Source organism: Mesorhizobium sp. P2_D6 (genome assembly GCF_056404315.1).
The window spans coordinates 354,025-378,980 of sequence record NZ_JBFUEG010000006.1; the positions used below are offsets into that span (position 1 = coordinate 354,025).

Consider the following 24,956-nt stretch of genomic DNA (forward strand, 5'->3'; position numbering starts at 1 on the left):
TAACAATGACCTGGGTCATCCTCACCGGCCGGCAGAACGATCTCGACCAGGCCGCGACGCCGCACAAGATCATCACCAACCGTGATTATCTTGCGCATCCGGCGCTGTTTCGCGGCCAGCAGCCGAAGGTCATCAACCTGTCGAACAATTACGCCTACCAGAGCCGCGGCTACTATGCCTCCCTGCTCGCCGGTTCGCGCGGCCACAAGGTCATCCCGACGGTCGAGACGATGATCGACCTGTCGGAGCGCAAGCTTTACGAGCATGCGCTGCCGGAACTGGAACTGGCGCTCAACAAATGCCGCAAGGATCTCGGCGGCGTCTTTCCGCAAAAAGTCTGCATCTTCTTCGGCATCGGCCCGTCTAAGATCTGGGATCGCTTCGCCAAGCTTTTGTTCGACTGGTTCCGCGCCCCGGCGCTTGAGGTCCACATCAAGGACAGCGCCGAATGGGCTTCGATCCGCAAGATCGGCTTCCTGCCGCTGGCCAGGATGACCGAGGAGGAAGAAGCCTTATTCGTGCAGGCGCTCGAGACCTACACCAACCGCGAGTGGCGTGACACCAAGGGCCGCACGCCGGCGCGCTACACTTTCGCCACGCTGGTCGATCCGCATGAGGAGCTGCCGCCGTCGGAGATTTCCTCGCTGCGCTACTGGGCCAAGATCGCCGAAAAGATGGGCGTCGAAATCGAGCCGATCACCAGGAAGGATCTGGCCAAGCTCGCCAATTACGACGCGCTGTTCATCCGCGAGACCACCTCGATCTCCAACCATACCTACCGCTTCGCGCGCCGCGCCCAGCAGGAAGGCATGCCGGTGATCGACGATCCGCTGTCGATGATCCGCTGCACCAACAAGGTCTATCTCAACGAACTGATGGCCTACAACAAGGTGCCGGTGCCGCCGACAGTGATGATTGCCGGCACCACGGACCTCGAACTGGCGGCACAGACGCTGGGCTTTCCGCTGGTGCTGAAGATCCCGGATTCATCGTTCTCGCGCGGTGTCAAGAAATGCGGCAACTTCGAGGAACTGAAGACACTCGCCACCGAGTGGCTGGAGGATTCCGATCTTCTGATCGCGCAGAAATTCATTCCGACCGAATATGACTGGCGCGTCGGCGTGCTCGGCGGCCAGCCTCTGTTTGCCGTGCACTATCTGATGGCCAAAAAGCACTGGCAGATCGTCAACCACAAGGCCAGCGGCAAGCCCGACCAGGGCGGTATCAAGACCTTCACGCTGAAGGAGACGCCGCCGCATGTCGTCGAGACGGCGGTGAAGGCGGCGCGCTGCATCGGCGACGGGCTTTACGGCGTCGACCTCAAGGAAACCAAGGATGGCGTCTTCGTCATCGAGGTCAACGACAACCCCAATCTCGACCATGGCTGGGAGGATTCCGGCGAAAAGGACGAGGTCTGGGTGCGGCTGACGCAATGGTTCCTGGAGCGGCTCGACCGTCCCGGGCGGTAGTTCAAGGCGAGGGGGACGTATGCAGTTCATCGTCATCGAGGATTTTTCCGGCTGCGATCGCAAGGAGATTTATCGCCGCTTCGGCGAGCGCGGCCGCCTGAAACCGGATGAGCTTGTCGTGCACCACTCCTGGATCGCGGCGGATATGAGCCGCTGCTTCCTTCTGGTCGAGGCCGATGATGTAACCCTGCTGCAGCGCTGGGTCATCGAATGGGCTGACCTGGTGGAGTTCGAGATCATCCCCGTGGCGACGAGCAAGGACATGGTGGCGGCGCTGGCCAGCCATCTCTAAGCGTCGCAGCCCATCATCGGAGCGCCGGCGAACCCACGGAACGCCGGCATTCCCCGATCAGCCAATTGCGAAACGCCGCAACCACGTCGCGCCTTGCGCTGCGCTCGGGGATCGTCAGGCAATAGGGTTGGCGCAGGGCGATCGATAGGGCATTCGGCCGGACCAGCCGGCCGTCTTCCAGCGCCTTAGCGCAATAGATGCCTTGTGCCAGCGTCACCCCCAGCCCTGAAATGGCCAGGTCGAGCGCTGCCCGCGACGAGTTCGCCGACAGACCGCGCTGGACTGCCCGGCCGGGCTCGATACCCGCCGCCTCAAACCAGTTGCGCCACGACGGAAACGACGCTCCGGTCGGTCCCCAATCGGTGTGGATCAGCGGCAGGCCGGCCAGGTTTTCCGATCTGGCGGCAAGTCCAGGCGCGCAGACGGGATAGACGGCGTCCCTGACAACGTCCTCGGTCGGGTGTTCGCGATAATGCGGTCCAAAGGACAGTCTGAGGTCGATCAGTTCACGGTCGAACGGCACCGGGTCGTCATCGCCGCGCAGCGAGATGTCGACGGCGCCATGGCTGGCGACGAAGCCGGCGAGACGTTCCGAAAGCCAGCCCATCGCCATGGACGGCGGCACCGATATGACAAGCCGCGGGCGGAAGGCATCGCTGCCGCGCGCGATGCTGCCGATCTCCTGGAAGGCCAAGGTCAGCCTCGGCAGCATCTCGACGCCGGCTTCGGTCAGCACCGCGCGACGGTTGACGCGATGGAACAGCTTGCGGCCCATCTGCTCCTCGACGGTGCGGATAAGCTGGCTGACGGCCGCCGCCGAGATCGACAGCTCTTCCGCCGCCGCGGCAAAGCTCCCCGAGCGTGCAGCCGCCTCGAAGGCTTGCAGTCCTTTCAGGGATGGAAGCGCGGCCATTTGGTGATCCGATAGATAAGCTTAGCTTATCTATTTTGCAGAAATCCTCGTTTTTAGAAAGGTTTCTTATTGGGGTAGGGTGGCGCAATGAACATATCGGCTCAGACTGAACCCAGAGACCATCGCGATGTCATCGCGTCGCTGACCAATGAGCAGCGCAGCCGCCTGACCGGCAAATCGAACGGGCCGGGACTGGTCCAGCTCGCATTTCATCTCGGCGGGATCATCGTTCTCGGCGCGCTGATCGCGGCCAAGGTGCCGTACTGGCCGCTGCTGATGCTGCCGCAAGGCATCCTCATCGTCTTCCTGTTCACGCTGATGCATGAGACGGTGCACAGGACGGCTTTCGAGACACAGTGGCTCAACGATGCCGTGGCAAGGGTCTGCAGCCTGGCGATCGCGCTGCCGGCCGACTGGTTCCGCTACTTCCATTTCGCTCATCATCGCTTCACCCAGGATCCCGAAAACGATCCCGAACTCGCCTTTCCGAAACCGGAGACGGTGCGGCAATACATCGTCCACGTCTCGGGCCTGCCGGTGTGGTGGGGGAATCTGCAGACGCTCTACACCAACGCGACCGGCGGTTGCCGCGACAGCTACGTACCGCCAAAGGGTCTGCCCAAGGTGCGTTCTGAGGCCCGCGCCATGATTGCCTTCTATATCGTGGTTGCGGCACTTGGCGTGCGGTTCCAGGCGACGGTGCTGCTCTATGTCTGGATCGTGCCGGCGCTGCTCGGACAGCCATTCCTCAGGCTCTATCTGCTGGCCGAACATGGCCGCTGCCCGCTCGTCGCCAGCATGCTGGAAAACACCCGTACCACGCTGACCAATTGGCTGGTGCGCAAGGTTGCCTGGAACATGCCCTACCACGCCGAGCATCACGCTTATCCCGGCGTGCCGTTCCATCAGCTGCCGGCGTTCCACCAGCTGATAGAGCGGCATCTTAAAGTGGTCGAGCCCGGCTATGTCAGCTTCCACGAAAAATACATCGAGACGCTGCGCTGAATAGCGGCATTCAATCTGCTGTATTGGCCGCCGCCGTCTGCTCGACGAGGGTGACGAAATAACTCAGCACGGTCGGAACGATTGCGTCGTTGAAGACGTAGCGATCGCCATGCAGTCCTTCGCCCGGTCCGACTGAGCCGGCGCCGATCCACGCATAGCAGCCGCCGGCTTCGCGGATCATGTAGGCGAAATCCTCGCAACCGAGGCTCGGGTTGAATGCGGTCTCGACCCGCTCGCGGCCGACGACAGCGGCGGCGGCCTGGACGGCTTGGGCCGTCGCGGCTGATGTATTGACCAGCGGTGGGTAACCCTTTTTGTAGACGAGCTTGGCGATCAGGCTGTGCGCCGCAGCGATACCCTTCGCGATCTCCCCGACCAGTCTTTCGCAATGGTCCGACAGAGCGGGCTCGAAGAAACGGCAGGTCCCCTGCAGCCAGACCTTGCCCGGCACGATGTTGCCGACATTGCCGCCGTGGATCTGGGTGATCGAGACGACCAGCGCCGTCTGCGGATCGACCGAGCGGCTGACGATCCGCTGCACGGCCTGAACGAAAGCGCTGGCTGCAAGCACCGGGTCGTCGCCAAGCTGCGGCATGGCGGCATGTGCGCCGGTTCCCTCGAAACTCAACTCGAAAGTGTCGACAGCCGCCATCATCGCGCCGGCTCGGGCCGCGATCGTGCCGAGCGGCAGTCCCGGCCAGTTATGGACGGCGTAGACGGCTTCCACCGGGAAGCGCTCGAAAAGCCCGTCCTCGATCATGCGCATGCTGCCGCCTTCATTCTCCTCCGCCGGTTGGAAGATGAAATAGACGGTCCCGTCGAAGGCTCTGCTATCGGCGAGCAGCCTGGCGGCGCCGAGCAGCATTGCGGTGTGGCCGTCATGGCCGCAGGCATGCATCACGCCGTCCTTTTTCGAGGCATATGGCAATCCGGTCTTCTCCAGGACAGGCAAGGCATCCAGCTCGGCCCTGAGCCCGATGGCGCGTGTCCCCGGCCGTCCCCTGAGGACGCCGACCACGCCGGTGCCGCCCATGCCTTCATGGATTTCATCGAGCCCGAAGGCGCGCAGCTTGTCGGCAACAAAGCGCGCTGTCTCATACTCGCTGAAACCAAGCTCGGGATTGGCGTGGATGTGATGCCGCCATTCCACCACCTGCGGGGTGAGGGCGGCGACGGGGTCGTTGTGCAGCATTGCGCTCTCCTTGCCGGCCGTCGTAAATTCGGTCTTGTCGATGCCAGCATCTAAAGGGTTTGCGCCGGCAGCGTCTTGAACAGGATTGACCGTGCCGGGAATTCAAGAGTCGCAGGAGACAACGCAGTTCTGGCGTCATCCGCGCTTTCGCGATCTTGGCATGCTGAGGGCGCGTTTCACTCGGCATCGCTACCAGTTGCACACGCACCCGACCTATGTCGTCGCGCTGATCACGCATGGCTGCGAGCGTGTCCGCATCGGCAACGAGACCGTCGTCGCGCCGGTGGGCACGGTCCTCCTCGTCAATCCGGAGGTGTGGCACGACGGCGAGGCAGGTGCCGAGCAGGGCTGGGCCTACCGCACCTTCTATCCCTCGGTTTCCCTCATGGGCGCGATTGCTGCAGAACTCGGGCAGGATCGCGCGCCACTGTTTTCGCAATCGATCGTCGATGATGCCGATCTCGTCCAGGCGGTGGCCACCGCACACCAGGCCTCGACATCAGGCGATGCCACAAGTGCCGAGACATCCATGCTGATCGCCTTGCGCAAGCTCGTCCTGCGCCATGGCGATTGGGGCGGCCGGAGGCGCGAGGCGGTCGAAAGCTTCGGCTCGAAAAGCCGGCTCCAGGTCTATGAACAAGTCATCGAGGATCATCTGGCTTCGGACCTCGATCTGAGGCGGCTCGCCGAAGCCGCAGGCGTGACGCGCTTTCAGGTCATCCGGGATTTCAGGAAGGTGCTGAGTCTTACCCCTGCGGCCTTCATCCGCGACCGCCGGCTGCGCCGCGCCGATCTCCTGATCCGCCAAGGTTCAAATCTCGCCGACGCCGCCTTTGCGGCCGGCTTCTCCGACCAGAGCCATCTCTCGCGCACCTTCCGCGCGGCGCATGGAATGACACCGGGGATGTTCAGGCGGGCCGGGACGCTGCCTTCGACTTGAGCAGTCGTGCCATGTCAGCCGCCTTTGACGGCACGCCGATCAGAAAGCCCTGCGCCTCGACACAGCCAGCCTTGCGCAATATGTCGAGCTGCGCTTCGGTCTCGACGCCTTCGGCGGTGACGGTGATGCCAAGCTCGGCACCAAGCCCGATGATCGAGCGCACGATCGCCGCCGTGTCCCGGTTGTCGATATCATGGATGAACGATCGATCGATCTTGATCTTGTCGACGGGAAAGCGCCTGAGATAGCCGAGCGACGAATAGCCGGTGCCGAAATCGTCGAGCGCGATGCGGATGCCGAGTTCGCGCAACTGCCTCAGCGTCCGCAGCACCGTCTTGCTCTCATCCATCAGCACGGTTTCGGTGATCTCCAGCTCAAGCCGCCTGGCCGGCACGCCGGAAACGGCCAGCGCCGAAATCACGCTGCGGGCGAAGTCGGCGCTTCTGATCTGCACGGCCGAGACGTTGACGGCAATTCGCATTCCAGGTGGCCAGCCGGCGGCCACGCTGCAGGCCTGTTTGAGCGCCCATTCGCCCAGCGGAACGATCAGTCCGCTGTCTTCGGCGGCCGCGATGAAATCGTCGGGCGCCACCAGGCCGCGCGTCGGCGAATTCCACCGCATCAAAGCCTCGGCGCCGACGATTTCGCCCGACGCGATGTTGGTGATCGGCTGGAAGTCCAGGACGAATTCCTGGCGCTTCAGTGCCGTCTCGAGATCGGTTTCGAGCGTCCGGCGCGCCCGCGCCAGGGCATCCATGCCGGGTTCGAAAAAGCGGTAGACGTTGCGGCCTTCGCTCTTGCCGCTGTAGAGCGCCATGTCGGCATTCTTCAACAGTGTGTCGGCGTCCTTGCCGTCACCGGGATACAGCGCGATGCCAAGGCTGATGCCGACATGCATGTCGCGGCCCTTGTCGCGAAACGGCTGGCTGACGACAGCGACGATGCGCTTTGCCAGTTGTTCCGCATCGGTGGCACCTTTGGGATTGAACTGCAGGATGGCGAACTCGTCGCCGCCGAGGCGGGCGACCACATCCGTCTCGCTGCGCAGGCTGTGCCGCAACCGGTCGGCCACGCACTTCAGCAGCCAGTCGCCGGCCGGGTGCCCCCAGGTGTCATTGATGGCCTTGAAGCGATCGAGGTCGAGCGAGAAGATCGCCAACGGCGTAGCAGCGGTTTCGCCAAGCGCTTGGTCGAGCCGTTCGCGGAACATCGAGCGGTTAGGCAGGTCGGTCAGCGTGTCGTAATGGGCGAGGTGGCTCATGCGCTCTTCGGCGCGCCGGCGCTCGGTGATGTCTTCGAACGTCGCCACCCAGCCGCCGCCGGCAAGCGGCCGGCGCGCAATCAGCAATGTTCGGCCATCGGCAAGGATGCGATTTGTCGAGCGCGTTTCGCCGGCCTGCAGGCTGGCCCTGGTCTTGGATATCTCGCCGTCTATGTCGATCGACGGATAGATGCGCAGGCGCACCATCTGCTCGAGCAGGGCGCGCTGGCTCATGCCGAGCGGGAAGTCTCTGGGCTCGACGTTGTAGAGGTCGAAGAAGCGCTGGTTGCGCACGATCAGCGTACCGTCAGCGTCATACATCAGCAGGCCTTGCGACATGTTGGCCAAGGCCGCATCGAAGCGACGGTGCTGCTCCTTCAATTCCTGCTCGGCCCGCCTTTGCTCGGTGATGTCCTCATAGATCGACACCCAGCCGCCCGAGGCCAGTGGCCGGTGCGTGATGGAGATGATACGGCCGTCCGACAGTATTTCCTCGTAGGTCGAGGCTTGCGCGCGCTCGATATAGGGCTTGCGGATGGCATAGAGGTCCGCGGCGCTCTGCGAGGCGACGCCGATGTCGACGCTGTGTTGGAGAATATCCAGGAACGCGATGCCGGGCCGCACGATCTTCGCATCGAGGGAGAAGATGCTGAGATAATTGCCGTTGCAGATGATCATCCGCTCGTCTGCATCGAACATGCACAGGCCATGCGACATGTTCTCGACGGCCGCCGAAAAGCGCTCGTTCTGCTCGCGCAATTCGTCAGCGATCTGCCGTGGCGCGGCGACGCCTCCGGCTCCCCGTCTGCGGACGGGCGAACCACCCTTGACGTGCGCAACGGACATGAGGCGTGCCTGCTGACCGTGATCGAAACCCGGTACTGTGGTTACCGCTGGTTAATTTAGCGTATGTTCACTGTGCCTAATGCACAGCAACCGTTGCCTGGCGCTGCTTTTCAAGCGTCGCATAACGCTCGAGGAACGCCGCCTGCGCCGAGGTCACCGAGCGCGGCATGAAATCGAAGCGGTCGGCATTGAAGCCGCGCGGCCGGCCGAAGAACTCGGTTGCCTCCGCGGTCGAAAAGCCGGCGAGCAGTGTCGCCTCATAGTAGGCAGCGATCTGGTCGGCGCGCTTGATCTCCTTGCGCAGGCCGGCGCCGAGTTCAGGCGGCAGCGAAAAGCGCTGGTGGATGGCGCGCTGCAGGCGCAACTCGCAGTCCTTGTAGGAGCCGCCCATCACCGATTTGAACGGCGAGATCATGTCGCCGATGACATATTCCGGCGCGTCGTGCAGCAGCGCCGCCAGCCGCGCATTGGCCGAGGCATCCGGCTGCAATTCGCCAAAAAGCGCCTCGACCAGCAGCGAATGCTGGGCGACCGAAAAGGCGTGATCGCCGCGCGTCTGGCCATTCCAGCGGGCGACGCGGGCAAGCCCATGGGCGATGTCGGAAATCTCGATGTCGAGCGGCGAGGGATCGAGCAGGTCGAGCCGCCGTCCCGACAGCATGCGCTGCCAGGCGCGCGGCGGCGCCCCGACACGGTCGGCGGCCATCAGGCGTCCTCCGCGCCGACCGCTTCCCTGGGAAAGCCGAACTTTGCCCAGGAGGGAATAGCGAGCGAAACAGCGACGTCACCCGCCAGGATCGGCTGGCCGGCATCGAGCGCCGCCTTGACCCGGTCGATGCGGGCAATGGCGAGGCCGGCCGTGCCTGCGGTCGAGCCGAGCGTGCCGACCGGCCGCCCCGCCACCGTCAGCTCCGTGCCCGGCGCGGGCAAAGCATGGTCGGCCGAAACGATCAGCACGCGCCGTCTGGCGGTGCTGCGATGCTGCATGCGCGAGACCACTTCCTGGCCGACATAGCAGCCCTTCTTGAAGCCGACCCCGCCGGTCTCGTCGAGCAGCACGTCATGCGGGAAGGTGTCGCCGAGGTGATAGTCCGGCCCGCTTTCGGCAATGCCGTGGGCGATGCGCAGGGTTTGCCACGCAGCCTGATCGCCGCCTTCGGATGCGCCTCCATAGGAGCGGCTGACGGCTACGTCACGGAAGCGGGTATCGGCAAGTGCCGTTGAATCAGAATGTGAAGCGGTTGAATCATCGCCCCATGCAACCGTCACAAGCAATTGATCCTGCTTGGCAATCTCGGCCTTGGCGCGCAGCTTGTAAAGCATCAGCCGGCGCAGGAAATCGTCTGCGACGTCGGCCCGGCATTCCAGCTGGAAGCTGCTTTCGCCGGGGCGCGAGATCAGAAAATCGAACAGGATCTTGCCCTGCGGCGAAAGCAGTGCGCCGGGCTTTGCCTCGCCGGCGGCCAGCGTGTCGAGGTCGGTGGTGAGAATGTTCTGCAAAAAATGCTCGGCATCCGGGCCTGACACGGAAATGAGGGCGCGGTTGTCGAGAAGGGCAAAGGGCATGGGCGGCAAAGAACCTGATCTTGCAAAACAGACGGTCATTACGTAAGCCCCTGATACTTCCCCCGCAAGAGACCGAACGCCCATGGCCAGCACCTACGACCTCATCCTGACAGGCGGCGCGGTGGTCAACCATGACGGCGAGGGCGCGCGCGATGTCGGCGTCAAAGACGGTCGCATCGCGGCTATAGGCGATCTGGGTCAAGCCTCGGCCGGCGAGACGATCGATTGTCGCGGCCTGCACATACTGCCGGGCGTCGTCGACAGTCAGGTGCATTTCCGCGAGCCGGGGCTGGAGCATAAGGAAGATCTGGAGACGGGCTCGCGCGCGGCTGTGTTGGGCGGCGTCACCGCCGTCTTCGAGATGCCCAACACCAACCCGCTGACCACCAGCGAGGCGGCGCTTGCCGACAAGGTGCGGCGCGGCACCGGCCGCATGCATTGCGACTTCGCCTTCTGGGTCGGCGGCACGCGCGAGAACGCCGGCGATGTCGGCGAACTCGAGCGGCTCCCCGGTGCGGCCGGCATCAAGGTGTTCATGGGTTCCTCCACCGGCGACTTGCTGGTCGAGGATGACGAGGGTGTCGCATCGATCCTGAGAAACACCCGCCGCCGCGCCGCCTTTCATTCGGAGGATGAGTTCCGACTGCGCGAACGCCTTGGCCTGCGCGTCGAGGGTGACCCGTCCTCGCACCCCGTCTGGCGCGACGAGATCGCCGCCTTGCGCTGTACCGAGCGGCTGGTGCGTATTGCGCGAAACACCCGCGCCCGCATCCATGTCCTGCACATCTCGACCGCGGAAGAAATCCTGTTCCTCGAACAGCACAAGGATGTTGCCACCTGCGAGGCGACGCCGCATCATTTGACGCTCGCGGCCGACGACTATGCGCGGCTGGGCACGTTGATCCAGATGAACCCGCCGGTGCGGGCGGCACGCCATCGCGACGGCGTCTGGCACGGCATTGCGCAAGGCATCGTCGACGTGCTGGGCTCCGACCACGCCCCGCACAAGCTGGCCGAGAAGGCAAAGCCCTATCCGGCCTCGCCGTCGGGGATGACCGGGGTGCAGACGCTGGTGCCGATCATGCTCGACCACGTCAATTCAGGCCGGCTGACCCTGCAGCGCTTCGTCGACCTGTCCAGCTACGGCCCGCAGCGCATCTTCGGCATGGCCCGGAAAGGCCGCATCGCCGCCGGCTACGACGCCGATTTCACCATCGTCGACATGAAGCGCCGCGAGACCATCACCAATGCGCAAGCCGGCTCCAAAGCCGGCTGGACGCCCTATGATGGCAAGCAAGTCACCGGCTGGCCGGTTGGCACCGTCGTGCGCGGCCGCCGTGTAATGTGGGATGGCGAGATCGCCACGCCCGGGCAGGGCAAGGCTGTGGAGTTTTCCGAGGCCCTGCCGAAATAGCCTGACGGCAAGAACTCAATCGCCGGCGACGAAGAATGTCCACTGCCCGGCGGGCGTGATGCCGACGCGATAGAAGATGTAGGCGCCGAACTGCTTCATGTCGTCATAGTCGCCGGCGGTGACGATCTTGAACAGTTCGACCCGCTGTTTGGCGTCGAGCTTGTCCAGCGGCATGGCGAAGAAGTACGGCCAGACATAGAGCTCCTGCGGCGTGCCGACATCGACATGGACATAGCCGGCATTGAGCACCTCTTCCATGATGGCGAGGATTTCCTGGCCTTCCTTGTCGCCTGAAAGCCCCTTCAGGAAGGCGATCGGGTCGCCCTCGATCTCGCCCAGCGACAATTGGGTCATGGTCTCGCCTGTGCCGATCAGGGGCCGCAGCTTCTCGATGTCGCCGCTGACGCAGGCTTCGACCATCAGGTCGTGCATGCGCCTGACCGGTTCCGGCAATTTGGAAAGGTCGTAGACGACTTCAGGCACCGGCGCGTCGGGATCGGCACGCGGGTTGGCCACGCCGCCATCGTCGGTCGGCCCTTCCGGCTCGCTTTGTTCGGGCTCTGCGGGTGATTTCGGCTGGCTGGCCGCTGGCGGCGTCGTGCCGGGCAGATCGGGCATCGGCACGGAATTTTCGGATGGCGCCGTCTCACCATTGGCTGGCGGCGCAGCCGGCGCCGGAAGCTCCTCGCGCTTGATCTCGCTCAGCGCGTAGGCAGGGCTGCTTGTCAGGACAAGTGCCGGCGGAACCGCGGCGCAGGAAGCGGCAAGCCAGATGCTGAGGACCAGTCCGCGAGGCTGGCCTGACATCGAAAAATTCACCGCTTGCCTCTCCTTGGGCCTGGGCTCCTTCAGGTGCCAGGCATGTTGCCCAAACGGCGCGCCGTCGTCAAAGAACCGATCAAGGCGCCGGAGCGCCGGTTTGCGCCCAGAGGGACGCGCGCCGCTCTAGTGCCGCAGCCGCTCCGGCTCGAAAGCGCCGGCGATCACCTTTTCACGCATGCGGTCGAGCAGGGCAAGAGCTGAAGTCTCGCCATTGGCGCGCAGCATCTCGCCGAACGCCGTTTCAAGTGCTGCCTCGGCAATGATTTCCGGCTCGATGCCGGCCGACAGACCTTCCGCCCAGGCCTCGCTATGGCTTTCCACCGCGGTCAGGCGCTTTTCTTCCCTGACCAGCGCGTCGATGTCGTTGACGCCATGTTCCATTGCGATGTCCACCCTTTTTCAAGCGGCGATCCAACGTGTCGGATCCGGCTTGGGCTGTCCCTATCTCCACGCAGGCTAAGTAAGCATTTGTAAATACGACATTTTTTTGATCGTGTTTGACAAACTTCATCGCCAGCGTTCGGTCCGATTCAAACTTAGCCGATTAGACCGGTGAGCGGGATGAAAACCTTCAGTTTGAGTTAATTCCACATCCGCGCGCTAACGTTTCGTTAATACTGTTGCGAAAGTGCAACACCAACATTGCATCAACGTGCCGTGGATACAAGGCGGGGTGCTCGAAAAGGCGTTGGCTGCGACGCGGTCTGGCGCTCGTCAGTTGCCGTAGCGCGAAGCGATGTCGCGGGTCAGTGTCTCGCCTTCCTTCATGTAGCGGCTGATGGCCGCGGTCGCCGATGGCGTGCACTGCGTGTAGGTGCCGCCGAAGGAACGGTAGCCGCGATTGAAGCTGGCGATGAAGCGGGCGCGCCGCTCGGGATCTGGATTTTCCGAATCGATCAGCTTCTCCATCTCGGTGCGCCACTGGTCGCCCTTTTCGCCGCACAGATTGCGCAGGAAATGCAGCGATCCCAGAACCTCGGCCAGCCGCATCAGCCCGGGCTCGAACGGTGACTCGGCGGCCAGCGCCGGCTGCACGGCGGTGCTGGCGGCGAGGCATGCGGCGAGGAAGAGCGCGGCGCGGGTCATAAGTCTATCTGGCGAAACAATTTGTCGCCTGCAAGGCGATTCTCTGTGTTCAGATACCGGGACCGCTTGAGCCCAGAAGCTCCTCAGCGACCTCAAACACATCGCCTGCGAGCGGCATGTCAGTCATTTCGTTCAGCGTATAGAAGGCGGCGGTCTCGGCGTCGTCACTGGCTGTCGCCTCGCCCCCGGCATAGACGGCGCCGAACACCGTCAGGAGATAGTCGACCGGGTGATTCTCGCCGCTGCCGTCGATGTGGATGTCGCGAAGCGGACGATAGTCTTTCGCCCGCAACCCGGTCTCCTCCAGCAATTCGCGCACTGCCGCTTGCTCAAGAGCTTCGCCGGGCTCGACCTTGCCGCCGGGAAAGGCATAGACCCCTTGCGACGGCGGCCGCGCCCGCTTGACCAGCAGCACTGTCGTGCCGCGCACCACGGCGACGGAGACGGCGGGAAGTGTCTTGCGCTGCTCGTTCATCAATCGCGATCCGCCTACCTGAGGCCAGACCCTTGTGGACCGGCTGGCGGCATTGAGCTTTAGCGGTTGCGCAACGCCGGTTCCATCGCCACTTTCGCGATCGGATCATTTCATCGAGCTTGCTTTATGTGCGGACGCTTTGCCCTGACGGCCACGCCGGACCAGACCGCTGCCTTGCTCGGCCTGGCGGAGTTGGAGGAGTTTCCAGCCCGCTACAACATCGCGCCGACGCAGCCGGTGCTGATGGCGCTCTCCGGACCGCCGCGCATGCGGGGCTCGAATTTTCCGGATCGCCAGGCGATGCTGGTGCGCTGGGGTCTGATCCCGGCCTGGGTCAAGGACACCAGGGAATTTCCGCTGCTGTTCAATGCGCGCTCGGAGGGGGCGGCGGGGAAGGCCTCGTTCAAAGCCGCCATGCGCCATCGCCGCGCATTGGTTCCGGCCTCCGGCTTTTATGAGTGGCAGCAATCGGGCAACGGCAAGAAGGGCCAGCCCTACTGGATACGGCCGAGGAATGGCGGGCTCGTCGCCTTTGCCGGGCTGGTCGAAACCTATGCCGAGCCGGGTGGTTCGGAGATGGATACCGGCGCCATTCTCACCGTCAACGCCAATGCCGGCATCGCCCATATCCATGACCGCATGCCGGTGGTCATCGCGCCTGAGGATTTTGCCCGCTGGCTGGACTGCCGCACGCTCGAGCCGCGCGACGTGGCCGACCTGCTCAGACCTGCGCAGCCCGATTTCTTCGAGGCTGTGCCGGTCTCCGACCTCGTCAACAAGGTCGCCAACACCGGGCCCGAGATACAGGACAGGGGCATCGTCGGGCCTGAGCCCGAGAAGGTCAGGCGCCAGAAGCCCGGCGCGGACGACAGTCAAATGACATTGTTTTAGAGCACGACCCCAAGAAACCAGTCTTCGGGAAGAACCTGCTCAATCGGGAAGAGCTGCTGTTTTCAGGCGCGCTCAGGCGCCTCAGCCTTCCGTGCCGGCGTACGCCTTGGCGGCGGCCGGTGCCCGAGCTTTGATCAGGCAGCGCGGGGCGAAGTGATTTTCGGTGCCGGCTTCTTCTTCTTGGCAGTGTGGAGAAGGGCGGCGACGATAGCGGCCGGGCCGATCGCGCGGTAGTGGTTGGCGAGCGCCGGTTGCTTGGCGCGGCTCGATTCCTGCTTGGTTCGTGACATCGATCTCTTCCCTGGTAACATTTCCGTGTCTGCGTTTGCCGGCCGAATCTGACCGAATCGTGACCCATGGTGAACTAGCCGGCGAATGTTTCATGACTGTGCCGACATGTTTAATAAAATGTTTCAGTGCCTCATGACCTGTGATCCAGCGGCGCTTTTGCCGGAAGTTGCGACTTGACGGCAACACCGGCCAAGGCGATAAAGCCGCCCATGAAAACGTTTTTCGCCATTTGTGGCATTTGCATTATTGGCTAGCCTCGCGCTGGTCCGGACGTTTTCGCCTCATCTTTCCCCAGAGTGGACAAACGCCCCGGCCAGCAGGCTGGAGCCCGATTTGTGCCTCGGCGCAAGGACGGCTCTGCCCAGAGCATGATCCCGAAAAGTGGGTACCGGTTTTCGGATAAGATCATGCTCAACCAAAGAGTAACGGACCGGAAGGGCACGCATGTCTGACGCATCGAAGGGTCTCAGTCTCTACAACACGCTAACGCGGATGAAGGACGTGTTCGTCCCGATCGACGCTGGGAATGTGCGCATGTATGTCTGCGGCCCGACCGTCTACGACTTTGCCCATATCGGCAATGCGCGGCCGGCGATCGTCTTCGACGTGCTGTTCCGTTTGCTGCGTCATGTCTACGGCGAGGCGCACGTTACGTATGTGCGCAACATCACAGATGTCGACGACAAGATTAACGCCCGCGCGCTGCGCGATTTCGGCGCCGAGATTGCATCGGGAAAACTGACGCTCAACGAGGCGATCCGCCGCGTCACCGAAAAGACCGCCGACCAGTACCATAGGGATGTCGCCGCACTCGGCTGCTTGCCGCCGACGGTCGAGCCGCGCGCCACCGAGTTCGTCGCGCGCCGCGCCGACGGCAAGGCCGACATGATCACCCTCATCGAGCGCCTGATCGAGCGCGGCCATGCCTATGTCGCCGCCGGCGAGGTGTTGTTCGACACCGCCTCGATGCCCGATTACGGCGAGCTGTCGAAGCGCAATCTCGACGAGCAGCAGGCGGGCGCCCGCATCGCCGTCGACGCGCACAAGAAGAACCCCGGCGATTTCGTTTTGTGGAAATTGTCGTCACCGGAAGAGCCCGGCTGGGACAGCCCGTGGGGCAGGGGCCGTCCGGGCTGGCACATCGAGTGCTCGGCCATGTCGGCCGCCTATCTCGGCGACGTCTTCGACATCCATGGTGGCGGCCTCGACCTGATCTTCCCCCACCATGAGAACGAGATTGCCCAGTCGCGCTGCGCGCATGGCACCGACGTCATGGCCAATGTCTGGATGCACAATGGCTTCCTGCAGGTCGAGGGCCAGAAGATGTCGAAGAGCCTCGGCAATTTCTACGCCATCGCCGAACTGCTAGAGACCGACACATTCGGCGGCCGCAAATGGCCGGGCGAGGTGCTGCGGCTGGCGATGCTGATGACGCATTATCGCGAGCCGATCGATTTTTCGGTCCGCAAGCTGGAGGAGGCCGAGAACACGCTGCGCAAATGGAAACGCGCAGCCGATCTCGCACCGGCCGCAGGGCAAGTGCCGCCGGAAGTCGTGGCAGCGCTGTCGGACGACCTCGCCACCTACGCCGCCTTCCAGCAGCTGACGCAGCTTGCCGGCGAGGCCGCGGACGGCGACGAAGCTGCCGCTTCGCTGAAGGCCTCGCTGCTGTTCCTCGGCTTCGATGTCGTTGCGGCCAAGGTCGATGAGGCTGCGGTCGCCAAAGCCATCGCCAAGCGCCTGGAACTGATCGCCGCGAAAAACTGGGCCGAAGCCGACCGCGTGCGTGATGAGCTGCTGGCGCAAGGCGTGCAGCTTAAGGACGGCAAGGATCCGGTCACGGGCGAAAGAATCACCACCTGGGAGGTAAAAAGATGATCGACCATCTCGGCATCAACGTCGCCGATTTCGACGCTTCGAAGGCCTTTTACGATCAGGCGATGGCGCCGCTAGGCGCCTCGCTGATCTACATGGTGCCGTTGGAATATACCGGCGGCACCAAGGTCGGTGGCTATGGCCGCGACCGGCCGGTGTTCTGGTTGCAGGCCAGCAACGATGAGCCGAGGACCCATCAGCATGTCGCCTTCACCGCGCGCAGCCGCGCTGAGGTCGATGCGTTCCATGCGGCCGCCCTTGCCGCCGGCGGCAAGGACAATGGCGGGCCGGGCCTGCGGCCGCATTATCACCCGCACTATTACGGCGCCTTCGTCTTCGATCCCGACGGCAACAATGTCGAGGCCGTCTGCCATGCCCCGGAATGAATATGAAACGGAGCGAGATGCGATGAGCCTCGACAATCGGCCGATCTACACCGGCGGCTGCCAATGCGGCGCGGTGCGCTTCCGCGTCGAGGGCGCGCTGGGCGATGCCTCGATCTGCCATTGCCGCATGTGCCAGAAAGCGTTCGGCGCCTTCTACGCGCCGCTGGTTTCGGTGCGTGGCGCCAAGCTCGACTGGACGCGTGGCGAGCCGAAATATTTCGCCTCGTCCAGTCACGTCGACCGCGGCTTCTGCGCCAATTGCGGCACGCCGCTGACCTTTACCGCGCCTGATGGCGTCGGCCTCGCCATTGGGGCGTTCGACAATCCGGCCGAAATCGTGCCGCTGATCCAGTGGGGCACAGAGGCAAAGCTGCCCTATGTCGACACCATCCCGCAACTGCCCGGCGAGGACACGATGGCCGACATGTCATCGGCGCCTTATCTCGCCGAACTCGTCTCCTACCAGCATCCCGACCACGACACCGAACAATGGCCGCCAGAGGAAAGACCATGACCGATGATATCAGAACCGGGGGCTGCCAGTGTGGCGCCGTGCGCTTCCGCATCAGGGGCAAGCTCGGCCGCCCCTCCATCTGCCATTGCCGCATGTGCCAGAAACAGTTCGGCTCATTCTTCGGCGCGCTGGTGACGGTGCCCAAGGATGGTGTCGAATGGGTGCGCGATGAGCCGAGCTACTTCCAGTCGTCGGTCAACATCGATCGCGGCTTTTGCGCCCGTTGCGGCACGCCGCTGACCTACCGTGCGCCCGACGGACTTGACATCGCCATCGGCGCCTTTGACGACCGCTCGGATCTGGCGCCGCAAATCCAGGTCAACTACGCCGAGCGGCTGCCCTGGGTGGAGACGATCTTCGACCAACCCGTGCATCAGGATCCGGACTACTACACCCGCCAGGAACAGATCATTTCCTTCCAGCATCCCGACCACGAAACCACGGACTGGCCGGCGCACGGCCTGCAGATATGAGCAATGAAATGAGCAGTGAACTTCGTACACTTTATCCCGAGATCGAGGCCTTCGCGTCCGGCATGCTCGATGTCGGCGACGGCCATCAGATCTATTGGGAGCGCTCCGGCACCAAAGGCGCCAAGCCGGCGGTGTTCCTGCATGGCGGTCCCGGCGGCGGCTTCTCGCCAAAACATCGGCAGCTGTTCGACCCAAAACTCTACGACGTCATTCTGTTCGACCAGCGCGGCTGCGGAAAATCGACGCCCAACGCTTCGCTCGACGCCAACACCACCTGGCATCTGGTCGCCGACATCGAACGCCTGCGCGAAATGTGCGGCTTCGACAAATGGCTGGTGTTCGGCGGCTCCTGGGGCTCGACGTTGGCGCTCGCCTATGCCGAGACGCACCCAGATCGCGTCAGCGAGCTTGTCGTGCGCGGCATCTACACGCTCACCCGCGCCGAACTCGAATGGTATTATCAGTTCGGCGTCTCGGAAATGTTCCCCGAGAAGTGGGAGCGTTTTCAGGCGCCGATCCCTGAAGCCGAGCGCGGCGACATGATGGCCGCCTACCGCAAGCGGCTGGTCGGCTCCGACCGCAAGGCGCAGCTCGAAGCCGCCCTTGCGTGGAGTCTGTGGGAAGGCGAGACGATCACGCTGCTGCCGGAACCGGAAACCAGCGACAAGTTCGGCGAGGACGAATTCGCCATCGCCTTTGCCCGCATTGAGAACCACTATTTCGTTCATGCCGGCTGGCTCGAGGAGGGACAGCTGCTGCGCGACGCGCACAGACTGAAGGACATTCCCGGCACCATCGTCCATGGCCGCTACGACATGCCGTGCCCGGCACGCTACGCCTGGGTGCTGCACAAAGCCTGGCCGAAGGCGGATTTCCATTTGATCGAAGGCGCCGGCCATGCCTATTCGGAACCGGGGATCCTCGATCAGCTGATCAGGGCAACGGACAAGTTCGCAGGAAAGAAATGACATCGGCCTTCGGGCCAGAGGAGGGTGCGTACGCACCCGCGCAGCCATGACAAAGCAACGCCTCTATCTCTTCGACACCACATTGCGCGACGGCCAGCAGACGCCGGGCGTCGACTTTTCCGTCGAGGACAAGATCGCGATTGCAAAACTGCTTGATGACTTTGGCCTCGACTATGTCGAAGGCGGCTATCCCGGCGCCAACCCTACCGACACCGCCTTCTTCCAGCAGAAGCGAACGGCTAAGGCAAAATTCGTCGCCTTCGGCATGACCAAGCGGGCAGGGGTGTCGGCCTCCAACGATCCGGGCCTGGCGGCGCTGGTGCAGTCGAAATCCGACGCCATTTGCTTCGTGGCCAAGAGCTGGGACTATCACGTCCGCGTCGCGCTTGGCTGCACCAATGAGGAGAACCTCGACTCCATCAAGGCTTCGGTCGAAGCGGCTGTTGCTGCCGGCAAGGAACCGATGGTCGATTGCGAGCATTTCTTCGACGGCTTCAAGGCCAATGCCGCCTATGCACTGGCTTGCGCCAGGATCGCCTACGATGCCGGCGCGCGCTGGGTGGTGTTGTGCGACACCAATGGCGGCACGCAGCCCTCGGAAGTCCGCGCCATCGTCGACAAGGCCATCGCGTCAGGCATTCCCGGCGATCATCTCGGCATCCATGCCCATGACGACACCGGCCAGGCGGTGGCCAATTCGCTCGCCGCCGTCGAGGCCGGCGTGCGCCAGATCCAGGGTACGCTGAATGGCATCGGCGAGCGTTGCGGCAACGCCAATCTGGTCTCGATCGTGCCGACGCTGGCGCTGAAGCCGGCCTTCGCCGATCGTTTTGAAACGGGCATCTCGGCCGAGGCGCTGACCGGCATTTCGCGGCTTTCCCGCGCCTTCGACGAACTCTTGAACCGCGCGCCGGAAGCGCAGGCACCCTATGTCGGCGCCTCCGCCTTCGCCACCAAGGCCGGCATCCATGCCTCCGCGCTGGCCAAGGAGCCGGCGACCTACGAACATGTGCCGCCCGAGGCTATCGGCAACCGTCGCCGCGTCATGGTTTCGGACCAGGGCGGCAAGGCCAATTTCCTCGCCGAATTGAAGCGGCGCGGCATCGATGTGCCGAAGGACGATCATCGGCTCGACGCGCTGATTTCGGTGGTCAAGGAACGCGAGGCCGAGGGCTATGCCTATGAGGGTGCCGATGCCTCCTTCGAGCTTCTGGCCCGCAAGATGCTGCACGGTCTGCCGGAGTTCTTCAACGTCACCTCGTTCCGCTGCATGGTCGAGCGCCGCTTCGATGCCAATGGCCAGCTAAAGACGGTCTCCGAAGCGATCGTGAAAGTGTTGGTCGACGGCGAGGAGAAGATGTCGGTGGCCGAAGGCCACGGCCCGGTCAACGCGCTCGACATTGCGCTACGCAAGGATCTCGGCAAGTTCCAGGGCGAGATCGCCGACATGGAGCTGGCCGACTTCAAGGTGCGTATCCTCAATGGCGGCACCGAGGCGATCACCCGTGTCCTGATCGAGTCGTATGACGGCACCGGCGCCCGCTGGTGGACGGTCGGCGTGTCGGAAAACATCATCGACGCCTCGTTCCAGGCGCTGATGGATTCCATCGTCTACAAGCTGATGAAAAACCGCGAGATGGCTGGGCTGGTGGCGGCGGAGTAGGCTTACAGGACTTGGGTTCCTCGCCCCCGCGGAAGCGGGGAGAGGTGGCCCGGCGAAGCCGGGACGGAGAGGGGGACGACCTCCGCGAAGCCAGAATCGGTGAAGGCAGGGCGCGGAAACTGCCCCTGTCATCAACCTTAGCATCAGCTCGCAGCCGCCGGGCTGCCCCTCTCCGTCCCGGCTTCGCCGGGCCACCTCTCCCCACTTCGTGGGGCGAGGAACTTGCGCCTCACCCTCCACCCATCAGAAAAAATCCATTGATCCATCAGCAATTTGGGATGGTTTTGAGCACCGCGCTGGGCCATAGCCTTGGCCCATGGCCAGCGAAACAACCCAGCCCGATGCCGATGCCAAAGCCCGCCGCGGCTTCCTTCTGGCGCTGGGCGCCTATCTCCTGTGGGGGCTGCTGCCCTTCTACATGAAGGCGGTCGCGCATCTGCCGCTGATCGAGGTGATCGCTCACCGCATCGTCTGGTCGGTTCCGATTGCCGCTGCCGTGCTGGTCTGGGCCGGCCGCACGGCCGACTTCAAGGCGGCGATCCGCTCGCCGCGCACCATCGCCATGGCGGCGCTGACGGCGACGCTGATTTCGGTCAACTGGGGCATCTATGTCTGGGCGATCTCGGTCGACCGCACCGTCGAGACGGCGCTCGGCTATTACATCAACCCGCTGGTCAGCATCGTCGTTGGCGCGGCTCTGCTCGGCGAACGGCTCGACAAGCTGCAGATCACGGCCGTGGTACTGGCGGCGATCGCCGTTGCGGTGCTGACCGTCGATGCCGGCAAATTGCCCTGGGTGTCGCTGGCGCTGGCGTTTTCCTTCGCCGCCTACGGCTTCTTCCGCAAGACGCTGCCGATCGGTCCGAGCCAGGGCTTTCTGCTCGAAATCCTTCTGCTGTCGGTGCCGGCGCTTGGCTACATCGTCTTCCTGATCGCCAACGGCCAGGACCATTTCATCTCCAGCAACGGCGCCGACACGGCATTGCTCATCGGCTGTGGACCGGTCACCGCGGTGCCGCTGCTTCTGTTCGCCTTCGGCGCCAAGCTTCTGCGCCTCTCCACCATCGGCATCATGCAGTATATCGCGCCGACCATGGTCTTCCTGATCGCCGTGCTGATTTTCGACGAGCCCTTCGGCACCACGCAGGCGATTGCCTTCGCGCTGATCTGGGCGGCATTGGCGATGTATTCCTGGTCGATGTTCCGTGGCCGTGAAATCCGCCCGGTGGCGCTTGCCGCGAAATAGGATCCCCTTCGATGTACGTGCTGCACATTGCCAACAAAAACTACTCATCGTGGTCGCTGCGGCCATGGGTGCTGATGCGCACTCTCGACATCCCGTTCGAGGAGCGATTGACGCCGTTCCCGACGGGATCGAGCTGGGACCTCTACCGGCCGTTCTCGCCCAGCGGCCGCGTGCCTTGCCTGGTCGATGACGGCTGGGCTGTCTGGGATTCGCTCGCCATCGCCGAGTATCTGGCCGAGCGTCACCACGGTGTGTGGCCGGCCGAAGCCAAGGCGCGGGCCTGGGCGCGTTCGGCCGCAGCCGAAATGCATTCGGGTTTTACCGCCTTGCGCGGCGCGTGCCCGATGAATTGCGGCTTGCGCGTAGAACCGTTCCCGATGTCGGGCGCGCTGAAGCAGGATCTCTTCCGCCTCGGCGATCTCTGGAACGATGGCCTCGCCCGGTTCGGCGGGCCGTTTCTGGCCGGTGGCCATTTCACCGCCATCGACGCCTTCTTTGCCCCGGTGGCGTTTCGCGTGCAGTCCTATGGGCTCACTTTCGAGGGCGCGGCGGCCGCCTATCCCGCGCAATTGCTTGGCCTGCCGGCGATGCAGGAATGGTATGCGGCGGGCCTCGCAGAGACCTGGCGTGAACCGGATCATGAAGCGGAAGTCGCTGCCGCCGGCACCATCACCGAGGATCTTCGCGCAACGGCGTGAAATCAGCTTGATGGGCGCTACATCCGCCCGAGCCGCCTGACGAACAGATAGGTCGCCGCCGCGATCACGATCGAAACCGCTGACACCACCCAGAATCCCATCGGCGTGTTGACCAGCGGCAGGCCGCCGACATTCATGCCGAACAGGCCCGAAATGATCGTCATCGGCAACAGCACCGCCGTCATCACCGACAGCACATAGAGCAGCTGGTTGGACTGCATCGTCAGCTTGGCCATCAACTCGTCCTGCAGCAGCCTTGTGCGCGCCTGCAACTGCTCGCCGTCGTGATAGAGCGTGTGCGCCCGGTGCGACAGCCTTGTCGCCATGTCGTTGATCGGGTCAGGCAGTTCGTTGCGATGCGAATGGTCGAGATGGCGGAACAGGTTTGTGAGCGTCGCCATCTGCCGATGGATGACCACGAGCTGACGGCGCGCCTCGACCAGCGACTGCCGCTCGCTGTGCCAGGCATCGCGCACGATACGGTCCTCGATGCCGTCCAGCGTATCGCCAAGGCCATGAAGCTCGGCCGCCATGCCGTCGAGCGACTGGCCCATGACCGCCTCGATCAGGTCGGCCGGGGAGCGGAATTTGCGCGAGCCGCTCTCCACCGCCTTGCGGATGAGATCGACCGATTCCAGTGGCTGCTTGCGCGCGCCGATCAGCATTTTTTCGTTGAGGGCGAAGCGGAAATGGCCGAGCCCGCGTGCCTCCGCCGAATAATCGTGCCGCAGGTCCGGCAGGTCGCCATAGAGCCAGTCGTCCTCGAGATCGATATGGCAGCCTTGGCTGGCGCCGAGGAAGGCTTCGCGCACTGGCGCCGGCAGCGCGGCCTCGGCGGCGATCTCGCGGCGGGCGCGCAGGTCGGACAGCTGGTAGCTGCGCCACGTCCACACAGCCTCGGCCGGATCCTTGGTGCGCAGGCCGTCAGCGGTGAAATGATAGATGAAGAACAGCCCGTGCTCGTCGGGCAGGTAAGGCGACAGGGGAGTGCCTTCCGCGTTGAGAGCGATGTTCACGGCTCGCCTCGCCAGATACAGATTTCGACCACGCCGTGCGCGGATGCCGGCACGCCATTCGTAGCATGGGCTAACCGGGTTCTGTGTGACAGTTTCTTGACAGGGCGATCACAGTCCGTCGATCAGCGACGCGCGGCGGCGCTACAGATCCTAGCGGAACAGATGCAGGCGATGCAGCGGCCTGGCCCTGCAGAAATTGGCCGGCGGCAGGGATCGCCGCCGGCGGCGTATTCGCGGCGTGCTCAGCGCTTGGGCCCAAACCCGGGATAGGGCGCGAGCGGCACCACTGCGGCAATGTCCATCATGCCGGCCTTGACCAGCGGCAGAGTGGCGAGATGGCCGCGCACGTCGGCATCGCTGCCGGCTTCGAACATCATGCCGCTGCCCGGAATATCGCCGCGGTTCCAGACCTGGCGCACGGCGCCTTCGGCATAGAGCGTGCGGCGCTGTTCGGCCTCGCTGGGCAGCAGCGGCGCGAAATCGGCATCGCTGAACTTTTCGGTGTTGCGGGTGAGAAGGGCAAAGAACTGCATTTCTGTCTCCTGTGGTTGCGATGCCCCAAACTATCGCCGCCGCTGGTCAGACTGTCCAAGACTGATTAGGCTAAAGTTGAGACCCTATAGGACTACACGAGGTGGAGGAAAAAAATGTTCGACCTGCGCCAGCTCCGCTATTTCGTCACTGTCGCCGAAGCCGGCACTGTCGGCCGTGCCGCCGAACTGCTGCACATCTCGCAGTCGCCATTGAGCCGCCAGATCATGCAGCTCGAAGCGCAGCTAGGCGTCACCCTGTTCGAGCGGGCAAAGCAGCGCGTCCACCTCAATGCCGAAGGCAAAGCCTTCCTTGTCGAGGCGCAGGCGCTGCTTGCCAGTGCACGGCGCCTGGAGGAACTCGGACGCAACCTCGCCAGCGGTGGGGTCGGGCGGCTCGCCATCGGTTATGTCGAGGGCGCGGTGCATGCCGGTCTCGTCAGCCGGATGTTGCGGCAGTTTCGCCGCGACCGGCCGGATTTTCACCTGCAGCTGAAGAACCAGCGCTCCGCAGTGCAACTCGAGGGGTTGCGCCAGCGTTCGCTTGACCTCGGCTTCGTCTATGGCCCGCCGTCCGCCGACGATCCCGATCTTGCCGGCATGCTGGTTCGGCGCGAACCGCTGGTGCTGGCAATGCCGGAGAATGATCCGCTCACCGATGTCGCCGACATCCGGCCCGACCATCTCGACGGCCGCGTCTGGATCACCGTGGTGCGCCAGCCTGACGACACCAACCGCTCCCAGTTCCTGGCGGCCTGCGCCAAGGCCGGCTTCCTGCCCGACATTGCCTATGAGACGGCCGATCCGCTGACGTCGCTCGGCCTGGTCAGCGCCGGACTCGGCCTGGCGACGGTACAGGCAAGCCTCCGGAGTGCAGCACCGTCAGGGATCGCGTTTCGTGACCTGCCCTGGTTCGAGCGCACCGTCTCGATCCATCTCGCCTGGCGGCGCCAGGACAAGCGAGCGGTGATTGCGGAGTTGAGGGAGGCAGTAGGGCAGTAGGGCAGTAGGGCAGTAGGGCAGTAGGGCAGTAGGGCAGTAGGGCAGTAGGGCAGTAGGGCAGTAGGGCAGTAGGGCAGTAGGGCAGTAGGGCAGTAGGGCAGTAGGGCAGTAGGGCAGTAGGG

General features: G+C 63.8%; 27 protein-coding genes. 15 read left to right on the forward strand and 12 right to left on the reverse strand.

Going from position 1 to position 24,956, the window contains the following annotated elements; translation table 11 throughout:
* Positions 1 to 5 precede the first annotated feature (5 nt).
* Positions 6 to 1,469, forward strand: coding sequence for a RimK family protein (locus AC1D1L_RS16070; protein ID WP_192256718.1), 1,464 nt, complete (start codon positions 6 to 8; stop codon positions 1,467 to 1,469).
* Positions 1,470 to 1,488: 19 nt separating this feature from the next.
* Positions 1,489 to 1,761, forward strand: a complete 273-nt coding sequence (locus AC1D1L_RS16075; protein WP_477342540.1) for a DUF3303 domain-containing protein — start codon at positions 1,489 to 1,491, stop codon at positions 1,759 to 1,761.
* Between the two features lie 13 nt (positions 1,762 to 1,774).
* Here the strand turns inward: AC1D1L_RS16075 and AC1D1L_RS16080 are convergent, their stop codons facing one another.
* Complete coding sequence (locus AC1D1L_RS16080) at positions 1,775 to 2,674, reverse strand: LysR substrate-binding domain-containing protein (RefSeq protein ID WP_477342541.1); 900 nt, start codon at positions 2,672 to 2,674, stop codon at positions 1,775 to 1,777.
* Positions 2,675 to 2,761: 87 nt separating this feature from the next.
* On the opposite strand from AC1D1L_RS16080, the gene AC1D1L_RS16085 reads away from it, so the two are divergent.
* Positions 2,762 to 3,679, forward strand: coding sequence for a fatty acid desaturase family protein (locus AC1D1L_RS16085; RefSeq protein ID WP_477342542.1), 918 nt, complete (start codon positions 2,762 to 2,764; stop codon positions 3,677 to 3,679).
* 10 nt (positions 3,680 to 3,689) lie between these two features.
* Here the strand turns inward: AC1D1L_RS16085 and AC1D1L_RS16090 are convergent, their stop codons facing one another.
* Positions 3,690 to 4,871 carry an amidohydrolase gene (locus AC1D1L_RS16090; protein ID WP_477342543.1) on the reverse strand — a complete coding sequence of 394 codons (1,182 nt, stop codon included), beginning with the start codon at positions 4,869 to 4,871 and terminating at the stop codon, positions 3,690 to 3,692.
* A 91-nt stretch (positions 4,872 to 4,962) separates the two neighbouring features.
* On the opposite strand from AC1D1L_RS16090, the gene AC1D1L_RS16095 reads away from it, so the two are divergent.
* Positions 4,963 to 5,811 carry an AraC family transcriptional regulator gene (locus tag AC1D1L_RS16095; protein WP_477342544.1) on the forward strand — a complete coding sequence of 283 codons (849 nt, stop codon included), beginning with the start codon at positions 4,963 to 4,965 and terminating at the stop codon, positions 5,809 to 5,811.
* Here the strand turns inward: AC1D1L_RS16095 and AC1D1L_RS16100 are convergent.
* The 3 genes from AC1D1L_RS16100 to ygfZ form a co-directional block, all read right to left on the reverse strand.
* On the reverse strand, positions 5,780 to 7,918 hold the full coding sequence (locus AC1D1L_RS16100; RefSeq protein ID WP_477342545.1) for a putative bifunctional diguanylate cyclase/phosphodiesterase: 2,139 nt from the start codon (positions 7,916 to 7,918) through the stop codon (positions 5,780 to 5,782). The genes AC1D1L_RS16095 and AC1D1L_RS16100 overlap by 32 nt on opposite strands.
* 76 nt (positions 7,919 to 7,994) lie before the next feature.
* Positions 7,995 to 8,624, reverse strand: a complete 630-nt coding sequence (locus AC1D1L_RS16105) for an HD domain-containing protein (RefSeq protein WP_477342546.1) — start codon at positions 8,622 to 8,624, stop codon at positions 7,995 to 7,997.
* Positions 8,624 to 9,484, reverse strand: a complete 861-nt coding sequence (gene ygfZ, locus AC1D1L_RS16110) for a CAF17-like 4Fe-4S cluster assembly/insertion protein YgfZ (protein ID WP_477342547.1) — start codon at positions 9,482 to 9,484, stop codon at positions 8,624 to 8,626. The genes AC1D1L_RS16105 and ygfZ overlap by 1 nt, the downstream gene beginning before the upstream one ends.
* Before the next feature lie 82 nt (positions 9,485 to 9,566).
* On the opposite strand from ygfZ, the gene AC1D1L_RS16115 reads away from it, so the two are divergent.
* The gene (locus AC1D1L_RS16115) at positions 9,567 to 10,898 is read left to right on the forward strand and encodes a dihydroorotase (protein WP_477342548.1); all 1,332 of its coding nucleotides are present in this window, start codon (positions 9,567 to 9,569) and stop codon (positions 10,896 to 10,898) included.
* A gap of 15 nt (positions 10,899 to 10,913) precedes the next feature.
* Here the strand turns inward: AC1D1L_RS16115 and AC1D1L_RS16120 are convergent, their stop codons facing one another.
* The 4 genes from AC1D1L_RS16120 to AC1D1L_RS16135 all read right to left on the reverse strand — a co-directional run bounded on the left by AC1D1L_RS16120 (position 10,914) and on the right by AC1D1L_RS16135 (position 13,281).
* Positions 10,914 to 11,717, reverse strand: coding sequence for a hypothetical protein (locus AC1D1L_RS16120; protein ID WP_477234346.1), 804 nt, complete (start codon positions 11,715 to 11,717; stop codon positions 10,914 to 10,916).
* Positions 11,718 to 11,843: 126 nt separating this feature from the next.
* Positions 11,844 to 12,101, reverse strand: coding sequence for a hypothetical protein (locus AC1D1L_RS16125; RefSeq protein ID WP_008874920.1), 258 nt, complete (start codon positions 12,099 to 12,101; stop codon positions 11,844 to 11,846).
* Between the two features lie 333 nt (positions 12,102 to 12,434).
* Positions 12,435 to 12,806: a TIGR02301 family protein gene (locus AC1D1L_RS16130; protein ID WP_477342549.1), complete on the reverse strand. Its 372-nt coding sequence runs from the start codon at positions 12,804 to 12,806 to the stop codon at positions 12,435 to 12,437.
* Between the two features lie 49 nt (positions 12,807 to 12,855).
* A complete protein-coding gene (locus tag AC1D1L_RS16135; RefSeq protein WP_477342550.1) occupies positions 12,856 to 13,281 on the reverse strand; it encodes an NUDIX hydrolase in 426 nt (141 codons plus the stop codon).
* A gap of 126 nt (positions 13,282 to 13,407) precedes the next feature.
* Between AC1D1L_RS16135 and AC1D1L_RS16140 the strand changes: the two genes are divergently transcribed.
* On the forward strand, positions 13,408 to 14,172 hold the full coding sequence (locus tag AC1D1L_RS16140; protein ID WP_477342551.1) for an SOS response-associated peptidase: 765 nt from the start codon (positions 13,408 to 13,410) through the stop codon (positions 14,170 to 14,172).
* A 134-nt stretch (positions 14,173 to 14,306) separates the two neighbouring features.
* Here AC1D1L_RS16140 and AC1D1L_RS16145 read toward each other — a convergent pair whose 3' ends face one another.
* A complete protein-coding gene (locus AC1D1L_RS16145) occupies positions 14,307 to 14,462 on the reverse strand; it encodes a hypothetical protein (RefSeq protein WP_112560752.1) in 156 nt (51 codons plus the stop codon).
* 445 nt (positions 14,463 to 14,907) lie between these two features.
* Between AC1D1L_RS16145 and cysS the strand changes: the two genes are divergently transcribed.
* From cysS to AC1D1L_RS16185, 8 genes are all read left to right on the forward strand, one after another.
* The gene (gene cysS, locus AC1D1L_RS16150) at positions 14,908 to 16,341 is read left to right on the forward strand and encodes a cysteine--tRNA ligase (RefSeq protein ID WP_477342552.1); all 1,434 of its coding nucleotides are present in this window, start codon (positions 14,908 to 14,910) and stop codon (positions 16,339 to 16,341) included.
* Entirely contained in the window at positions 16,338 to 16,724 is a 387-nt protein-coding gene (locus tag AC1D1L_RS16155) for a VOC family protein (RefSeq protein WP_142867727.1), read from the forward strand. The genes cysS and AC1D1L_RS16155 overlap by 4 nt, the downstream gene beginning before the upstream one ends.
* A 22-nt stretch (positions 16,725 to 16,746) precedes the next feature.
* Positions 16,747 to 17,238: a GFA family protein gene (locus tag AC1D1L_RS16160; RefSeq protein WP_112560756.1), complete on the forward strand. Its 492-nt coding sequence runs from the start codon at positions 16,747 to 16,749 to the stop codon at positions 17,236 to 17,238.
* The gene (locus AC1D1L_RS16165) at positions 17,235 to 17,711 is read left to right on the forward strand and encodes a GFA family protein (RefSeq protein ID WP_477342553.1); all 477 of its coding nucleotides are present in this window, start codon (positions 17,235 to 17,237) and stop codon (positions 17,709 to 17,711) included. Before AC1D1L_RS16160 ends, AC1D1L_RS16165 begins: the two co-directional genes overlap by 4 nt.
* Positions 17,712 to 17,719: 8 nt before the next feature.
* Positions 17,720 to 18,679 (forward strand): prolyl aminopeptidase, encoded by a 960-nt coding sequence (pip, locus tag AC1D1L_RS16170; RefSeq protein WP_477342554.1) that lies wholly within the window; start codon positions 17,720 to 17,722, stop codon positions 18,677 to 18,679.
* Positions 18,680 to 18,725: 46 nt separating this feature from the next.
* The gene (cimA, locus tag AC1D1L_RS16175) at positions 18,726 to 20,342 is read left to right on the forward strand and encodes a citramalate synthase (protein ID WP_477342555.1); all 1,617 of its coding nucleotides are present in this window, start codon (positions 18,726 to 18,728) and stop codon (positions 20,340 to 20,342) included.
* A 316-nt stretch (positions 20,343 to 20,658) separates the two neighbouring features.
* Positions 20,659 to 21,588, forward strand: a complete 930-nt coding sequence (gene rarD, locus AC1D1L_RS16180; protein WP_477342556.1) for an EamA family transporter RarD — start codon at positions 20,659 to 20,661, stop codon at positions 21,586 to 21,588.
* A gap of 11 nt (positions 21,589 to 21,599) precedes the next feature.
* Positions 21,600 to 22,286: a glutathione S-transferase family protein gene (locus tag AC1D1L_RS16185; RefSeq protein ID WP_477342557.1), complete on the forward strand. Its 687-nt coding sequence runs from the start codon at positions 21,600 to 21,602 to the stop codon at positions 22,284 to 22,286.
* Between the two features lie 17 nt (positions 22,287 to 22,303).
* Here AC1D1L_RS16185 and AC1D1L_RS16190 read toward each other — a convergent pair whose 3' ends face one another.
* Positions 22,304 to 23,302: a transporter gene (locus tag AC1D1L_RS16190; RefSeq protein WP_477342558.1), complete on the reverse strand. Its 999-nt coding sequence runs from the start codon at positions 23,300 to 23,302 to the stop codon at positions 22,304 to 22,306.
* Positions 23,303 to 23,544: 242 nt separating this feature from the next.
* Complete coding sequence (locus tag AC1D1L_RS16195; RefSeq protein WP_203278078.1) at positions 23,545 to 23,835, reverse strand: muconolactone Delta-isomerase family protein; 291 nt, start codon at positions 23,833 to 23,835, stop codon at positions 23,545 to 23,547.
* A gap of 114 nt (positions 23,836 to 23,949) precedes the next feature.
* Here AC1D1L_RS16195 and AC1D1L_RS16200 point away from each other — a divergent pair, with 114 nt between their 5' ends.
* Positions 23,950 to 24,834, forward strand: coding sequence for a LysR family transcriptional regulator (locus AC1D1L_RS16200; RefSeq protein ID WP_477342559.1), 885 nt, complete (start codon positions 23,950 to 23,952; stop codon positions 24,832 to 24,834).
* Positions 24,835 to 24,956: the final 122 nt, after the last annotated feature.

What these genes read in the sequence shown, in the direction of transcription:
- AC1D1L_RS16200 (WP_477342559.1), top strand. Translation starts at nt 23,950, where the DNA reads ATGTTCGACCTGCGCCAGCTCCGCTATTTCGTCACTGTCGCCGAAGCC.
- AC1D1L_RS16125 (WP_008874920.1), bottom strand. Translation starts at nt 12,101, where the DNA reads ATGGAACATGGCGTCAACGACATCGACGCGCTGGTCAGGGAAGAAAAG.
- AC1D1L_RS16105 (WP_477342546.1), bottom strand. Translation starts at nt 8,624, where the DNA reads ATGGCCGCCGACCGTGTCGGGGCGCCGCCGCGCGCCTGGCAGCGCATG.
- ygfZ (WP_477342547.1), bottom strand. Translation starts at nt 9,484, where the DNA reads ATGCCCTTTGCCCTTCTCGACAACCGCGCCCTCATTTCCGTGTCAGGC.
- AC1D1L_RS16130 (WP_477342549.1), bottom strand. Translation starts at nt 12,806, where the DNA reads ATGACCCGCGCCGCGCTCTTCCTCGCCGCATGCCTCGCCGCCAGCACC.
- AC1D1L_RS16115 (WP_477342548.1), top strand. Translation starts at nt 9,567, where the DNA reads ATGGCCAGCACCTACGACCTCATCCTGACAGGCGGCGCGGTGGTCAAC.
- AC1D1L_RS16080 (WP_477342541.1), bottom strand. Translation starts at nt 2,674, where the DNA reads ATGGCCGCGCTTCCATCCCTGAAAGGACTGCAAGCCTTCGAGGCGGCT.
- cimA (WP_477342555.1), top strand. Translation starts at nt 18,726, where the DNA reads ATGACAAAGCAACGCCTCTATCTCTTCGACACCACATTGCGCGACGGC.
- AC1D1L_RS16085 (WP_477342542.1), top strand. Translation starts at nt 2,762, where the DNA reads ATGAACATATCGGCTCAGACTGAACCCAGAGACCATCGCGATGTCATC.
- AC1D1L_RS16185 (WP_477342557.1), top strand. Translation starts at nt 21,600, where the DNA reads ATGTACGTGCTGCACATTGCCAACAAAAACTACTCATCGTGGTCGCTG.
- AC1D1L_RS16155 (WP_142867727.1), top strand. Translation starts at nt 16,338, where the DNA reads ATGATCGACCATCTCGGCATCAACGTCGCCGATTTCGACGCTTCGAAG.
- AC1D1L_RS16165 (WP_477342553.1), top strand. Translation starts at nt 17,235, where the DNA reads ATGACCGATGATATCAGAACCGGGGGCTGCCAGTGTGGCGCCGTGCGC.
- AC1D1L_RS16100 (WP_477342545.1), bottom strand. Translation starts at nt 7,918, where the DNA reads ATGTCCGTTGCGCACGTCAAGGGTGGTTCGCCCGTCCGCAGACGGGGA.
- cysS (WP_477342552.1), top strand. Translation starts at nt 14,908, where the DNA reads ATGTCTGACGCATCGAAGGGTCTCAGTCTCTACAACACGCTAACGCGG.
- AC1D1L_RS16135 (WP_477342550.1), bottom strand. Translation starts at nt 13,281, where the DNA reads ATGAACGAGCAGCGCAAGACACTTCCCGCCGTCTCCGTCGCCGTGGTG.
- AC1D1L_RS16075 (WP_477342540.1), top strand. Translation starts at nt 1,489, where the DNA reads ATGCAGTTCATCGTCATCGAGGATTTTTCCGGCTGCGATCGCAAGGAG.
- rarD (WP_477342556.1), top strand. Translation starts at nt 20,659, where the DNA reads ATGGCCAGCGAAACAACCCAGCCCGATGCCGATGCCAAAGCCCGCCGC.
- AC1D1L_RS16140 (WP_477342551.1), top strand. Translation starts at nt 13,408, where the DNA reads ATGTGCGGACGCTTTGCCCTGACGGCCACGCCGGACCAGACCGCTGCC.
- pip (WP_477342554.1), top strand. Translation starts at nt 17,720, where the DNA reads ATGAGCAGTGAACTTCGTACACTTTATCCCGAGATCGAGGCCTTCGCG.
- AC1D1L_RS16160 (WP_112560756.1), top strand. Translation starts at nt 16,747, where the DNA reads ATGAGCCTCGACAATCGGCCGATCTACACCGGCGGCTGCCAATGCGGC.
- AC1D1L_RS16070 (WP_192256718.1), top strand. Translation starts at nt 6, where the DNA reads ATGACCTGGGTCATCCTCACCGGCCGGCAGAACGATCTCGACCAGGCC.
- AC1D1L_RS16145 (WP_112560752.1), bottom strand. Translation starts at nt 14,462, where the DNA reads ATGTCACGAACCAAGCAGGAATCGAGCCGCGCCAAGCAACCGGCGCTC.
- AC1D1L_RS16090 (WP_477342543.1), bottom strand. Translation starts at nt 4,871, where the DNA reads ATGCTGCACAACGACCCCGTCGCCGCCCTCACCCCGCAGGTGGTGGAA.
- AC1D1L_RS16195 (WP_203278078.1), bottom strand. Translation starts at nt 23,835, where the DNA reads ATGCAGTTCTTTGCCCTTCTCACCCGCAACACCGAAAAGTTCAGCGAT.